At 71.6% G+C, this 14599-nt stretch carries 9 protein-coding genes; 7 read left to right on the top strand and 2 right to left on the bottom strand.

The features are described from left to right. Nucleotides 1-39 precede the first annotated feature (39 nt). The 7 genes from AB0G52_RS14350 to AB0G52_RS14320 all read left to right on the top strand — a co-directional run bounded on the left by AB0G52_RS14350 (nt 40) and on the right by AB0G52_RS14320 (nt 11154). Nucleotides 40-1731: an extracellular solute-binding protein gene (locus tag AB0G52_RS14350; protein ID WP_132889872.1), complete on the top strand. Its 1692-nt coding sequence runs from the start codon at nt 40-42 to the stop codon at nt 1729-1731. Between the two features lie 27 nt (nt 1732-1758). Further along, nucleotides 1759-2796 (top strand): ABC transporter permease subunit, encoded by a 1038-nt coding sequence (locus AB0G52_RS14345; protein ID WP_132889873.1) that lies wholly within the window; start codon nt 1759-1761, stop codon nt 2794-2796. Then, nucleotides 2793-3731 carry a carbohydrate ABC transporter permease gene (locus tag AB0G52_RS14340; protein ID WP_132889874.1) on the top strand — a complete coding sequence of 313 codons (939 nt, stop codon included), beginning with the start codon at nt 2793-2795 and terminating at the stop codon, nt 3729-3731. The genes AB0G52_RS14345 and AB0G52_RS14340 overlap by 4 nt, the downstream gene beginning before the upstream one ends. Nucleotides 3732-4038: 307 nt before the next feature. Beyond that, complete coding sequence (locus AB0G52_RS14335) at nt 4039-6225, top strand: sialidase family protein (protein ID WP_361336593.1); 2187 nt, start codon at nt 4039-4041, stop codon at nt 6223-6225. Further along, on the top strand, nt 6225-8192 hold the full coding sequence (locus AB0G52_RS14330; RefSeq protein ID WP_361336591.1) for a beta-galactosidase: 1968 nt from the start codon (nt 6225-6227) through the stop codon (nt 8190-8192). Before AB0G52_RS14335 ends, AB0G52_RS14330 begins: the two co-directional genes overlap by 1 nt. Beyond that, a complete protein-coding gene (locus tag AB0G52_RS14325) occupies nt 8189-10393 on the top strand; it encodes a glycoside hydrolase N-terminal domain-containing protein (protein WP_132889877.1) in 2205 nt (734 codons plus the stop codon). Before AB0G52_RS14330 ends, AB0G52_RS14325 begins: the two co-directional genes overlap by 4 nt. Before the next feature lie 35 nt (nt 10394-10428). Beyond that, nucleotides 10429-11154, top strand: coding sequence for a hypothetical protein (locus AB0G52_RS14320; protein WP_132889878.1), 726 nt, complete (start codon nt 10429-10431; stop codon nt 11152-11154). Between the two features lie 46 nt (nt 11155-11200). On the opposite strand, the gene AB0G52_RS14315 is transcribed toward AB0G52_RS14320, so the two are convergent. Next, nucleotides 11201-12388 (bottom strand): sulfotransferase, encoded by a 1188-nt coding sequence (locus AB0G52_RS14315; protein WP_361336588.1) that lies wholly within the window; start codon nt 12386-12388, stop codon nt 11201-11203. 124 nt (nt 12389-12512) lie between these two features. Then, nucleotides 12513-14573 (bottom strand): glycoside hydrolase family 31 protein, encoded by a 2061-nt coding sequence (locus tag AB0G52_RS14310; RefSeq protein WP_361336586.1) that lies wholly within the window; start codon nt 14571-14573, stop codon nt 12513-12515. Nucleotides 14574-14599 lie beyond the last annotated feature (26 nt).

The raw sequence follows: 14599 nt of genomic DNA, 5'->3' as shown, positions 1-14599 counted from the left end.
ACCGCCGGGTGTCCTGGTGCGCCACGAAGGGTTGACGCAATGACGCCGAACGCCGCTTCCGCCCCCTCCGGGCCGAGCCGGAGAAGTTTCCTCGCCTCCACGGCCGTCGCCACCGCAGCGGTGGCGGGCGGGATGCCGTTGCTCGCGGCGTGCGGGGCGTCGGACAGCGGGTCGGGAGGGGGCTCCTCCTCGGGCAGGGACGCGAAGAAGCTGCTGCCGTCCTACGTCGCCAACAACGTGGTGACCCCGGACATCCCTGCGAAGAACGGCTCCGCGATCGGTTTCACCGCCAAACTCGACCTGGCGACCCTGAAGACCTCCGTCCCGAAGAAGCTCGGCAAGGGCGGCAAGGTCACCGTCATGTCCCCGTTCTGGGGCTCCCCGCCGAAGCAGGACAACGCCTACTACCGGGCGATGAACGACCTGATCGGCGTCGACGTCCAGTGGCAGAACCAGGACGGCAACACCTACGACCAGAAGCTGGGCGCGGTCCTCGCCTCCAGCGACGTACCGGACGTCGTGGTGGTCCCGGGCTGGAACATGGGCGGCAAGATCCCCACCGCCATCATCAGCAAGTTCGCCGATCTCGGCCCGTACCTGTCGGGCGACAAGGTCAAGGACTACCCGAACCTGGCCGCCATCCCGACCGACGCCTGGCGGCGCTGCATCTTCGGCGGAAAACTGCGCGGCCTGCCGCAGCCCTCGCCGTACGTCACCGGCATCGTGCCCCTCTACCGCAAGGACATCTTCGACAAGAAGGGGTACGCCGTCCCGCGTTCGGCGGACGAGTTCCTCTCCCTCGCCAAGGAGATCACCAGCGCCAAGGCCAAGCGCTGGGCGTGCCTGGACATGAAGTGGACCGCCTTCCAGTCCTTCGGCGTGCTCTCCGGCAGCGAGAAACCGCTCGGCTGGAACCTCGTCGACGGCAAGCTGGTCAACCGCATCGAGACCCAGGAATACCTCGAAGCGCTGGAATGGGCCCGCAAGCTCTTCGCCGCCGGGGTCGTGCACCCCGACGCGATGCTGGGCAAGAACGCCCCCGACCCGGGCCCGAAGTTCGCGGCCGGCGAGTTCCTGATCTACCCCAACAACATCAGCCAGTGGTGGGGCCGCACCGCGGAACAGGCCACCCAGAACCCCGAGTTCAAGATCTGGGGCATGGACATCTTCGGTCACGACGGCGGCCACCCGCAGCTGTGGGCCGAACAGCCCGCCGGCATCTTCGCCTTCGTCAACAAGAACGCCTCGGAGTCCGTGATCCGCGACGTGCTGGCCGTCGCCAACGTCACCGCCGCGCCGTACGGCACCAAGGAGTACATGCTCACCAACTACGGCCCCGAGGGCACCGACTACACCGTCAAGAACGGCGTACCCACCAAGACCACCCAGGGCAACAACGAGGTCCTCAACGCCTACGTCATGGTCGCCAGCCCCGCCGCCACCATCGCCCACCCCGACTTCCCCGAGGTCGCCAAGGCCCAGGTCGAATGGCAGCAGCGGATGGGCGCCTTCACCAAGAAGTCCAGCTTCTACGGCCAGATGATCACCGAGCCGTCCCGCTACACCAACCTCGGCAACGACTTCGAGCAGCTGGAAGACGACATCACGCGCGGCCGCAAGAAGATCAGCGACATGCAGCAGGCCGTCTCCGACTGGCGGAGCAAGGGCGGCGACAAGCTGCGCGACTGGTACCAGAAGCTGCTCGACGACAACGGCTCCTCGGCGAGCTGACCGGACACCGAGGCAAGGAGAACGGCCGTGTCCCACAGCACGGTGCCTCGCAGCAGAGCCGAGGCACACGACAGGGCGGGGAGGACCCCGGTGGCGTCCGACGGCACCACCGCAGCCGGCGAGAAGGAGAAGGCCGGGAAACCGAGCCTGCGCCTCAGATTCAGACGCGACCGGACGCTGATCCTGATGACGCTGCCGGCGGTCCTGCTCCTCCTGGTCTTCAACTACCTGCCCATCCTCGGCAACATCGTCGCCTTCCAGGACTACGACCCGTACGTCAGCGACAACGGCATCGTCTCCATGCTGCACAGCGCCTGGGTGGGCGTGGAGAACTTCCAGCAGATCTTCGCGGACTCGGCGTTCTGGAACGCGGTGAAGAACACCCTGGTGCTGTTCTTCCTGCAACTCGTGCTGTTCTTCCCGGTCCCGATCGCCCTCGCGCTGCTCATCAACAGCGTGGTCCGGCCCCGGCTCCGGGCGCTCTCCCAGGCGATCCTCTACCTCCCGCACTTCTTCTCCTGGGTGCTGGTCATCTCCGTCTTCCAGCAGATCTTCGGCGGCGCGGGCGTGCTCTCGCAGCTGCTGCGGCGACACGGATACGACGGCCTCACCCTCATGACCGACCCGTCGACCTTCAAGTTCCTCGTCACGGCGGAGAGCATCTGGAAGGACGCCGGCTGGGGGATCATCGTCTTCCTCGCCGCGCTGGCCTCGGTCAGCCCCGACCTGTACGAGGCCGCCGCGATGGACGGCGCGGGCCGCTGGCGCCGCATCTGGCACGTCACGCTCCCCGCGCTGCGCCCGGTGATCGCGCTGCTGCTGGTGCTGCGCGTCGGTGACGCGCTGACCGTCGGCTTCGAACAGATCCTGCTGCAGCGGGACGCGGTCGGACCGGGAGCCGCGGAGGTCCTCGACACCTTCGTCTGGTGGAACGGCGTCCGCAACCAGGACTTCGGCTACGCGGCCGCCGCCGGCCTCATCAAGGGCGTGGTCAGCCTCGGCCTCGTCCTCGTCGCGAACAAGGTGGCCCATCTCATGGGCGAGCAGGGGGTGTACAAGAAGTGACCGCCGTCATCGACAAGCCGCCCGTACGGGAACCCTCCCGGTGGGCCGCGCCGCCCCGGCCGGTCTGGGAGGAGGAGCCCAGCAAGGCCGGTGTGGCCGGCAAGGGACTCGTCCTCACCCTCGCCTGCCTCGGTGTCCTCTTCCCGCTGTGGATCATCGTGGTCACCAGCCTCTCCTCGCGCAAGACGATCGACGAGGCCGGCGGACTGGTGATGGTGCCCAGGAGCATCACCTTCGTCGCCTACCGGGAACTGCTGAGCGGCGGCCAGGTCACCCGGGCCGCGGTCATCAGCGTCCTGATCACCGTCGTCGGCACGCTGTTCTCGATGACCGTGTCGGTGCTGTGCGCCTACGGCCTCTCGCGCATCGGCTCCCTCGGGCACCGCTGGTTCCTGATGCTGCTGCTCGCGACCATGTTCTTCAGCGCGGGCCTGATCCCGACGTACCTCCTGGTCCAGTCCCTGGGCCTGACCGACACCTACCTCGCCCTGATCCTGCCGAGCGCGGTGAGCGTCTTCAACATCCTCGTCCTGCGCGGGTTCTTCATGGGGATCTCGCAGGAACTCATCGACAGCGCCCGCATCGACGGCGCCGGGGACTTCCGGATCCTGTGGCAGATCGTCATGCCCCTGTCCCGGGCGGTGCTGGCCGTGATCACCCTGTTCTACGCGGTGGGGTACTGGAGCGCCTGGTTCAACGCGTCCCTCTACCTCAACGACCAGGACATGATGCCGCTGCAGAACGTCATGATCCAGCTGGTCCAGAAGCAGCAGGCCCCGGTGGGGCTGGGGCAGGCGATCAAGACGGGCCAGCTGTCGTACCTGTCGGTGCAGATGGCGGTGATGGTGATGGCGCTGCTGCCGGTGGCGGTCCTGTCGCCGTTCGTCCAGAAGCACTTCAAGAAGGGGATGCTCACCGGGGCGGTGAAGGGGTAGCTCCGACGGCGCCTTCCGGGAGGGGTGCGGGGAGCGTCGGCGACTGCGGGTGATTCCTGGCCGGTCGCGCAGTTCCTCCCCCAGCCTTCGGCCGGGGGTACCCCCAGCGCCCCTGAGGGGCGCGCTGTCCATCCGTGTCCTACAGGCTGCGGGCAGTCGTGCCTCCCCCAGAGCCCGAAAGGCCTGGGGGGACCCCCAGGCGGCACGGGTGGGCGCAGCGGTGCCCCGCCCGCGCCGGTGAGTGAAGCGCCGGTACCCCGACCGCACCCCGGACCACCAACCCACCCACGTCACCGAAGGTCCCCCCATGCCCACCCTGAGCCGCAGAACTGTCCTCGTCGGCACCGCAGCGACCGCCGCTCTCACCGCCCTCCCGATCCCCACCGCCCACGCGGCCGAGCCCGAGCCGGAGGCGTACCGCTGGCGCAACGTCGTCATCGGCGGCACCGGATTCATCACCGGTGTCCTCTTCCACCCCACCGTCCCCGGCCTCGCCTACGCCCGTACCGACATCGGCGGCGCCTACCGCTGGGACGCCCGCCACGCCCGCTGGACGCCGCTCACCGACCACCTGGGCTGGGACGACTGGAACCTCCTCGGGGTCGAGGCCCTCGCCGTGGACCCCGCCCACCCGGACCGGCTCTACCTCGCGTGCGGGACGTACTCCCAGTCCTGGGCGGGCAACGGCGCCGTCCTGCGCTCGGACGACCGCGGCGCCACCTGGACCCGTACCGACCTCACCGTCAAGCTCGGCGCCAACGAGGACGGCCGGGGCACGGGCGAGCGACTCCTGGTCGACCCGCGGGACAGCGACACGCTGTGGCTGGGCACCCGGCACGACGGGCTGCTCAGATCGACCGACCGGGGCGCCACCTGGTCGGCGGTCACCGGCTTCCCGCCCGCCCCCGCCGCCTCCGGCCAGGGCGTCACCCTGCTCGTCGCGGCCGGCCGTACGGTGTACGCCGGCTGGGGCGACGGCGACGACGGCGCCACCGCCGTCACCCTGTACCGCACCGCCGACGGCACCGGCTGGGAAGCCGTGCCCGGGCAGCCCACCGGCACCGCCGCCAGGATCCCGGTGCGCGCCGCCTACGACCGCCACGCCCGTGAGCTGTACGTGACGTACGCCGACGCCCCCGGTCCCAACGGGCAGGCGAACGGCAGTGTGCACAAGCTCGCCACGAGCCGGGACGAATGGACCGAGGTCACCCCGGTCCGGCCCGGCGGCGGCGACACCTTCGGCTACGGCGGCGTCGCCGTCGACGCCCGCAGGCCCGGCACCGTCGTCGTCTCCACCAACAACCGGTGGACGGCCGTCGACACCCTCTACCGGACCACCGACGGCGGCCGCACCTGGACGTCCCTCAAGGACTCCGCCGTCCTCGACGTGTCCGAGACCCCCTTCCTCACGTTCGGCGGCGACCGGCCCAAGTTCGGCTGGTGGATCCAGGCCGTCGCCGTCGACCCGTACGACTCGAAACACGTCGTCTACGGCACCGGTGCCACCCTCTACGCCACCCGCGACCTCGTCCACTGGGCCCCGCGCGTCCGGGGCCTGGAGGAGACGTCGGTGCTCCGGCTGGTGTCGCCCCCGGTCGGGGAGGCGCACCTGCTGAGCGGCTCGGGGGACATCGGCGTCCTGTACCACGACCGGCTCACCGCGTCCCCGTCCCGCGGCACGGCCACGAACCCCGTGTTCGGGTCGGCGACGGGGCTCGCGCAGGCCGCGGGCAGGCCGGCGTACGTGGTCCGCACCGGCTGGGGCGACCACGGCAACGGCGCGTACTCGAACGACGGGGGCCGGACGTGGGCGCCCTTCGCCGCCCAGCCCTCCGTCGCCCACGACGCACCGGGGCCGATCGCCACCAACGCCGACGGCAGCGTGCTGCTGTGGTCCTTCGTGCACTGGGACGGGACCAGGTACCCCGCCCACCGGTCGGACGACAACGGCACCACCTGGACCGAGGTCTCCTCCTTCCCGAAGGGCGCCACGCCGGTCGCCGACCCGGCCGACCCGACGCTCTTCTACGCGTACGACACCGACACGGGAACGCTACAAGCCAGCACTGACAGTGGCCGGACGTTCACGGTGCGTGCGACCGGGCTGCCCGCTGGGGACAGCCAGTTCCAGCTGGTCGCCGCGCCCGGCCGGAGCGGCGACCTGTGGCTGAGCGGGAAGACGAACGGCCTGTACCGGTCCACCGACGGGGGCGTCACCTTCGCCGCGGTCGCGAGCTGCCCGGCCGCGTACACCCTCGGCTTCGGCAAGGCGGCGCCCGGCGCCGGCTACCCGGCGATCTACCTGGTCGGCTCCACCGGGTCCGGTATCGCCGTCCACCGCTCCGACGACGAGGCGGCCACCTGGACCCGGATCAACGACGACCGGCACCAGTGGGGCTGGACCGGGCAGGCCGTCACCGGCGACCCGCGCGTGTACGGCCGGGTCTACCTGGCCACCAACGGACGCGGCATCCAGTACGGGGAGCCCCGCTGATGCCGGGGCTCTCCGACGCCACCCGCGGCCGCATCCTCTTCGGCGGCGACTACAACCCCGAGCAGTGGCCCGAGGAGACCTGGCACGAGGACGTCCGGCTGATGAAGGCCGCCGGCGTCAACTCCGTCACCATGGGGGTCTTCTCCTGGGCCCGCCTCGAACCCCGTCCGGGGGAGCGCGACTTCGGCTGGCTGGACCGGCTGATGGACCTGATGCACGAGAACGGCATCGGGGTCGTCCTGGCCACCCCGACCTCCGCCCCGCCGCCGTGGCTGGGGCGGCTGCACCCCGACACGCTGCCCCGCGACGCCGAAGGACGTACCGAGTGGTGGGGCGGCCGCCAGCACTTCTCGCACTCCAGCGCCACCTACCGCCGCCACGCCGCCGCCATCACCGAGGACCTCGCCGCCCGCTACGGCGGCCACCCCGCCCTCACGATGTGGCACATCAACAACGAGTACTGCACCGTCGACCACGGCGACGAGGCCGCCGCCGCCTTCCGGCGCTGGCTGCGCGACCGCTACGGCACCCTCGAAGCCCTCAACTCCGCCTGGGGGACCGCGTTCTGGAGCCAGGGCTACGACACCTGGGACGGCATCCTGCCCGCGCGCCACACGCATTACATGAAGAACCCCGCCCAGGTGCTGGACTTCCGCCGCTTCACCTCCGACATGCTCCTGGAGTGCTTCACGGCCGAGCGGGACATCGTCGCCCGGTACACCCCGCACATCCCGGTGACCACCAACTTCATGCCGCTGTGGATCGGCCAGGACGCCTGGCGCTGGGCCGGCGAGGAGGACGTCGTCTCCGTCGACCTCTACCCCGATCCGCGGGACCCCCTCGGCCCACAGCACGGCGCGCTCGTCCAGGACCTCGCCCGCTCCCAGGCGCGCGGCCCCTGGATGCTCATGGAGCAGGCCGCCGGGCCGGTCAACTGGCGCGGGGTGAACCACCCCAAGCCGCGCGGCCTCAACCGCCTGTGGTCCTTCCAGGCCGTGGCCCGCGGCGCGGACGCCGTCTGCTACTTCCAGTGGCGGCAGTCGAGGCAGGGCGCCGAGAAGTTCCACTCCGGGATGGTCAGCCACGCGGGGGAGGAGGGCCGCACCTACCAGGAGGTCAAACGGCTCGGCTCCGAACTGGCCGTGATCGGCGAGCGGGTGACGGGCGGCCGCATCGACGCCGGTGTCGCGATCCTCCACGACTGGCACTCCTGGTGGGCCGGCGCCCACGAAGGGCGGCTCTCCACCGAGGTCGACCTTCCCGACGTCCTGGGCGCCTGGCACCGGGCGCTGTGGGAGTCCGGTCTCACCACCGACTTCGCCCACCCGGAACACGACCTGTCCGCCTACCGGCTGGTGGTCGTCCCGCAGCTCTACCTGCTGACCGACGCCGCCATCGACAACCTCCTGGCCTACGTCCGCGCCGGCGGCACCCTCGTCAGCGGCTTCCTGACCGGCGTCGCGGACGAGGACGACCGGATCCGCCCGGGCGGCATGGACGGCCGGCTGCGGGAGCTGTTCGGCATCCGCACCCTGCACGAGTGGTGGCCGCTGGACGCGGGGGAGACCGTAGCCTGCCAGGGGTTCCGGGGAACCCTGTGGTCGGAGGAGATCGAGGCCGCGCCCGGTGTCGCGCAGACGGTGCCCTACGTCGGCGGGGAACTCGACGGGCTGCCGGCCGTGCTGCGCAACGGGCGCGCCTGGTACCTCTCCACGCTGCCGGAGCCGGCGGCGCTGCGGGCACTGCTCCGCGAGATCGCCGCCGGGGCCGGCGTCGCCCCGGTGCTGGAAGGGCTGCCGACCGGCGTCGAGGCGGTCCGCCGGGGCGATCTGCTGTTCCTTTTGAATCACGGGCGTGATCAGGTAAAGGTGCCGGTCATGGGAACACACCGAGATCTGCTGACCGGCACGAGCGTCACGGACGAGATCGTGCTCGACCGCTACGGAGTGGCGGTGCTCGCGCCGTGACCGCCACCGGCCCCGTCCACGGCACCTGGGAGCCCGCCCCGGCCGCCCGCTGGGAAGACGCCTTCCTGAGCGGCAACGGCCGGCACGGCGTCCTGGTGTTCGGCGACCCGTACGACGACCGTGTCATCGTCACCCAGCACACCCTGGTCCGCCCGAACGGCGGCGAACACGCCCGCCCGCCCCGCCTGGCGGCCGAACTCGCCGACGTCCAGGACAGGCTGCTCGCCGGCGAGTCGGACGCCGCCGAGCGTTTCACCGACGGCCGTCCGCTCCAGTGGGTGCAGCCCTTCCACCCCGCCTTCCAGGTCCGGCTGCGCAGGCCGCAGGGCCGGACCGACGGCTACCGCCGCTCCGTCGACTTCACCACCGGCGAGGTCACCGCCACCGCCGCCGACTGGACCAGCAGGGTCTTCGTCTCCCGCGCGGACGACGTGATCGTGCAGCAGGTCACCGGTACCACCGGTCTCGCCCTCGACATCGCCCTCGACCACCGGCTCCCCGGCGCCCCGCACGACCTGGGCATCGGCCACGGCGCACTGCGCACCCCCGAGGGCGCCCTGCTCAGCCTCCGCGCCCGCTACCCGGGCAGCGACCGCGCCTACACCGGCGTCACCCTCGTCGCCGTCACCGGCGGCACCACCGAACTGGCCCCGCCCGCCCTCCGCGTGACCGGAGCCGACTCCGTCCTCCTCCTCACCCGGGTCCACCGCCACACCGGCGAACTCGACGTGACCGCCGAGGCACGCGCACTCGGCGACCTCCTCGCCGACGAACGGCCGTACGACTCCCTGCTCGCCCGCCACCTCGCCCTGCACCGCTCCGCCTACCGCCGGGTCGTGCTGGACCTGGCCGCCGACCCGGCCGAACGCGCGCTGCCCGGGACCGGGCTGCTCGACCGGCCGCACAGTGCCGCGCTCCTGGAGCGGCTGTTCGCGGCCGGCCGCTACCACCTGCTCTCCGCCGCCGGCCTCAACCCACCCCGCCTGACCGGCCTGTGGACCGGGGACTGGGACACCGCCTGGTCCGGCGCCTTCACCAACGACGCCAACGTCAACCTCCAGACGGCCTCGGCCGCGGCCGCCGCCCTGCCCGAAGTCACCGAGGCGTGCGCCGCCCTGGTCCAGCGGCAGCTCGGCGACTGGCGGGAGAACGCGCGCGCGGTGTTCGGCGCCCGGGGCGTGGTGGCGCCCGCCCACAGCGACGGCGAGTCCGGACTGTCGTACCACTTCGACCGGGAGTACCCGCTGCACCTGTGGACGGCCGGCGCCGACTGGCTGCTGAAGCCGCTCGTCGACCACGACGAGATCCGCGGCGAGCGCGATCCGCGCACGGCGGACGCCCTCGCCGAGGTCGCCGCGTTCTACGAGGACTTCCTCAGCCGGACCGACGCCGACGGCCACCTGGTGATCGTCCCCTCCTACTCGCCCGAGAACCGGCCGGCGAACGGCAGCTGGGGAGCGGTCAACGCGGCGATGGACCTGTCCGCCGCCCGGCACGCCCTGCGGACGGCGGCCGACTACCACCCGGGTCCCGACGCCGACCGCTGGCGCGCCCTCGCCGACCGGCTGCCCCCGCACCGGATCAACGCCGACGGGGCGCTCGCCGAGTGGGCGTGGCCCGGCCTCGACGACACCTACGACCACCGCCACCTCAGCCACCTCTACGGCGTCTGGCCCCTGGACGAGATCACGCCGTACGACACCCCGGACCTCGCGGCCGCCGCCCACCGGGCCCTCGAACTGCGGGGCGCCGAGAACGACTCCGCGCACGGCCACCTCCACCACGCGCTCATCGCCGCCCGGCTCCGCGACGGCGCACGGGTCGCCGCCGCCCTCGGCCAGGTCCTGGACGGGGACTTCTTCCACGCCTCCCTGATGAGCGCCCACTACCCGCACCGCGACGTCTACAACGCCGACGCCGCGCACACCCTCCCCGCCGTGCTCGTCGAAGCCCTCGTCCAGTCCACCCCGGACCGTCTGGTCCTTCTCCCCGCGCCGCCGGGCGCCCTGAGCACCGGCCGGCTCCACGGCGTCCGCACCCGTTTCGGAGCCGAACTCGACCTCTCCTGGGCGCCCGACGGGGCGCGAGCCGTCCTGAAACCGTCCCGGACGGTCCGTGTCGACCTGTGGACTTCCTCCGGCGCACAGCCGCTCGACCTCGTGGCCGGAGAAGACCACGTCCTCACCCTGGGGACGTGGTGACCCCCGCAATTCCCCCCACCCATGGAAGGGACACCATGGCAGCAAGTACGGCAACACGCACGTACCGCAGGGTCGCCAAGGCCCTGATCGCCCCCGCGCTCGCCCTCGGTGCCACCGTCGGCCTGGCCTCCGCCCCCGCCTCGGCCGCCGTCTGGAGCTCCTGCGACCAGTGGGGCAGCACCACGCTGAACGGCTACACCCTCTACAACGACATCTGGGGCTCCGGCGCCGGCAGCCAGTGCATCTGGGCCAACTCCGGCACCAACTGGGGCGTCTGGGCCGACCACCCCAACACCGGCGGTATCAAGTCCTACCCGAACGCCACCAAGGTGATCAACAAGTCGGTCACCTCGCTCGGTGCACTCTCCAGCGGCTACAACGTCACGGTCCCGTCGTCCGGCGCGTACGAGACCGCCTACGACATCTGGGACACCAGCCACAAGTACGAGATCATGCTCTGGATGAACAAGACCGGAGCCGTCGGTCCGCTGGGCACCTCGCAGGGCACCGTCACCCTGGGCGGCCACACCTGGACCGTCTACAAGGGCAACAACGGCTCCAACGACGTCTTCTCGTTCGTCCGCACGTCCAACTCCAGCTCCGGCACCGTCGACGTCCTGCCGATCCTGAAATGGATCAAGGACACCAAGGGCTGGTTCGGGAACGTCACCATCGGGGACTTCCAGTTCGGCTTCGAGATCACGTCCTCTTCCGGCGGTCTGAACTTCACCGTCAACAGCGAGAGTGTCACCAGCAGTTGAGTGACCGGCCGGCCCCGCGCGCGATGCGGGGCCGGCCTCCTCGCGGTCAGGCCCGGTCGACCTCGGCGCGCAGCGCGTTGTAGTCGGCGAAGGCCGCGTCGACGTCGGCTCGGGTCAGGCCGTAGCGGGCCAGGTCGTACGCGTGCACCCGGGTGCCCTTCGGGCGGGCCGCGACGGCCGGCAGGCGGGCCGCGTCGGCCTCGGTCCAGCGGGCGCCGACGGCCGCGTAGAGCTTGGGGGCGCCCGCGGCCGGGTCGGCGCCCAGCCAGGAGTACGGCACGTCGACGAGCAACTCGCGGGGGACGGCCGCCCGGGCGGCCAGGCCGCGGGACGCCGAGCGGGCCAGCAGCCTCAGCCAGGTGGCGCCGATCCAGTGCAGGTCGACGGGGCGGGTGTTCACCGCCATCCCGTGCTCGACCAGGCTGCAGAACGAGGCCACGGCGGTGGCCGGATCGCGGTGCGTCCACACGATCGTGGCGTCCGGGAAGACCGCGCGCAGCGCGTCCAGGTTCTCCAGGTGCAGCGGCGACTTCAGCACCCAGCGGCGGCGCGGACGGCCGTACTGGAGCACCTGGTAGATCTGCTTGAGGTAGCGGTAGTCCGCCTCGAAGTCACGGGCCTCGTGCCAGGGCAGGTATCCGGGGATCACGGCCTGGGACAGCGGCATCACCGTGTGCGGCAGGGCGAAGGTGCACTCTTCCGGGCCTTCGGGACGCAGGGCGTGGATGTGCCGGAAACGCGGCGCGAAGAGGTTGATCCCGTCCACGAGGCGACGGGCCGCCGCGATCGCCTTCTCCTGTTCCGCCGGCGTGCGTTCCAGGTCGGGGGCGAGCAGCTCCCAGAGCAGCGGGCAGCGGTGGTCCGCGGCGAGGGACAGCACGCCGTGCGTGAGCGTGGTGGCGGTGCGGGGCAGACCCACCACGAACACCGGTGCCGTGACGGGCTCCTGCTCGATCGCGGGATGCGCGGCGAGCAGCCGGCGGACACGCGCCCGGTTGGCGAGGTGCCGGCCGACGTGTCCGCGTGCGGACAGCCAGCCGACCGGGGTGAGGTGCTCGGCGTCCGCCCACCATCGCAGCAGGTGACGGAAGTCCTCGTTGAACGGCTCGTCGCCCTCGGTGGGTCCGGCCGCGTCGAGCAGCCGGTCGAAGGCCCGGTCCGGAGCGCGGCGGCCGCGGAAGCCGGGCCTCAGGAACAGGTTGGCGAGCGTCAGAGGGAGCGGGTCCATGGGCACGGGGACGGAACCCTTCGTGGGGGACAGTGGAGGGGATACTGCCTACCCCCGCCAACTGGCCCCGCACACACCCGACTTGAGACATTTACCGGCCGGTGACAGGCGGCGTCGTCATCCGGCCGGGCTACGCCTCCTCCGTCACCGGCAGCCGCGCGCCGTCCCGCAGGAACAGCGGGATGCGGTCAAGTGGAGCGTCCACCGTCACCGCCGCACCGCCCTCGTACGAGGCGCCCGTCCAGGCGTCCGTCCAGCGGGCGCCCGCCGGCAGGTACGCGGTGCGGGCCGTGGCGCCCGCGGTCAGCACCGGCGCCACCAGGAGGTCCGGGCCGAACAGGTACGCGTCGTCGACCGTCCAGGCGGTCTGGTCCCGTGGGAACTCCAGGAACAGCGGCCGCAGCACCGGCAGACCCTCCTCATGGGCCTCCCGCATGACCCGGAGCACGTACGGCTTCAGGCGCTCGCGCAGCCGCAGGTACTTCTCCAGGATCGCGCCGGCCTCCTCGCCGTACGACCACACCTCGTTCGGGCCGCCGGTCATGTCGGGGCCGAGCGGCATGCCCGGGTCACGGAAGCCGTGCAGCCGCATCAGCGGGGACAGCGCGCCGAACTGGAACCAGCGGACCATCACCTCGCGGTACGCCGGGTCGTCCGGATCGCCCCCGTGGAAGCCGCCGATGTCCGTGTTCCACCAGGGGATGCCGGACAGCCCGGTGTTGAGGCCGGCCGCGATCTGGCGGCGCAGGGTCGCGAAGTCGGTGCCGATGTCACCCGACCAGACGGCGGCGCCGTAGCGCTGGCTGCCCGCCCAGGCCGACCGGTTGAGGGTGACCACCTCCTCGCCCTGTGCCCGCAGGCCCTCGTAGAAGGTGCGGGAGTTCTCGGCCGGGTAGCTGTTGCCGACCTCCAGGCCCGGGCCGGTCCAGTAACGCAGGTTCTCCTGGAAGCCGGGCTTCAGCTCCGGCTCGCAGGCGTCCAGCCAGAAGGCCGTGATGCCGTACGGGTCGAGGTAGTTCTCCTTGACCTTCGACCACACGAACGCGCGGGCGTCCGGGTTGGTGGCGTCGTAGAAGGCCACCTGGACGGTCGACGCCACCTCCTTGTCCGGCCAGTCCGCGTGCGCCGTCGGGCCGTACTGGGTGCCGATGAAGTAGCCGCGCTGCTCCATGACGGCGTGGTTCTCGCTCAGCGGTGACACCGACGGCCAGACGCTCACCACCAGCTTGATGCCCAGCTCGTCCAGTTCCCGGACCATCGCGGTCGGGTCCGGCCACTCCTTCGGGTCGAACTTCCACTCGCCCAGATGCGTCCAGTGGAAGAAGTCGCAGACGATCGCCGAGACGGGCAGACCACGGCGCTTGTACTCGCGGGCCACGGCGAGGAGTTCGTCCTGGGTGCGGTAGCGCAGCTTGCACTGCCAGAAACCCGCCGCCCACTCCGGCAGCATCGGCGAACGGCCGGTCACCGCGCTGTAGGTGCGCTGCCCGTCGGCCGGTTCGCCCACGGTGATCCAGTAGTCGAGCTGGCGGGCCGAGTCGGCCACCCAGCGGGTGCCGTTGCCCGCCAGCTCGACCCGGCCGATCGCCGGGTTGTTCCACAGCAGGGTGTAGCCGCGGCTGGAGACCAGGACCGGGACGCAGACCTCGGCGTTGCGCTGGACCAGGTCGAGCACCAGGCCCTTCTGGTCGAGGCGCCCGTGCTGGTGCTGGCCCAGGCCGAACAGCTTCTCGCCCTCGTAGGCGGCGAACCGCTGTTCCAGCCGGTGGTAGCCGTTGCCGACGGCCGTGTAGAGGCGGGAACCGGGCCACCAGAAGTGCGCGCGTTCCTCGGCCAGCACCTCCGAGAGGCCGTCGGTGCGCAGGAAGCGGACCAGGCCCTCGGCGGACACCTCGACGGTCAGGCTCCCGACCGTCAACCGCCCCTCGCCGTCGGTGATCCTGACGGTCGACGCGGCCGGCGGCCGCTCGTCGAGCAGGGCGCCCGGCAGGCCGTCGAGGACCGGGCCGCCGAGCCGGGCGCGCACCCGGACCGCGTCCGGCCCCCACGGCTCGATCCGCAGCGTCTCCTGGCGCCCGCTCCACTCCAGGCCGCCGTCCCGCTCACGGAACGTGCCGACGGTGGGGGAGGACTGCGCGAGACTCACCTTGGGCGGCTGGTCCGCGAACTGGATGTCGGCAGGCTGGTTCACGTCAAGTCCTCCTGGAGGAGTGCAGA

It is taken from the genome of Streptomyces sp. NPDC021562, from assembly GCF_040640875.1.
In the GTDB taxonomy this organism is placed as follows: Bacteria; Actinomycetota; Actinomycetes; order Streptomycetales; family Streptomycetaceae; genus Streptomyces.
Note: the sequence above shows the minus strand (reverse complement) of the source record. Positions and strands in the feature narration are given on the sequence as shown.

Excerpts from the sequence above, each read along its gene's own strand:
- AB0G52_RS14335 (WP_361336593.1), top strand. The coding sequence starts at position 4,039 with ATGCCCACCCTGAGCCGCAGAACTGTCCTCGTCGGCACCGCAGCGACC.
- AB0G52_RS14350 (WP_132889872.1), top strand. The coding sequence starts at position 40 with ATGACGCCGAACGCCGCTTCCGCCCCCTCCGGGCCGAGCCGGAGAAGT.
- AB0G52_RS14320 (WP_132889878.1), top strand. The coding sequence starts at position 10,429 with ATGGCAGCAAGTACGGCAACACGCACGTACCGCAGGGTCGCCAAGGCC.
- AB0G52_RS14330 (WP_361336591.1), top strand. The coding sequence starts at position 6,225 with ATGCCGGGGCTCTCCGACGCCACCCGCGGCCGCATCCTCTTCGGCGGC.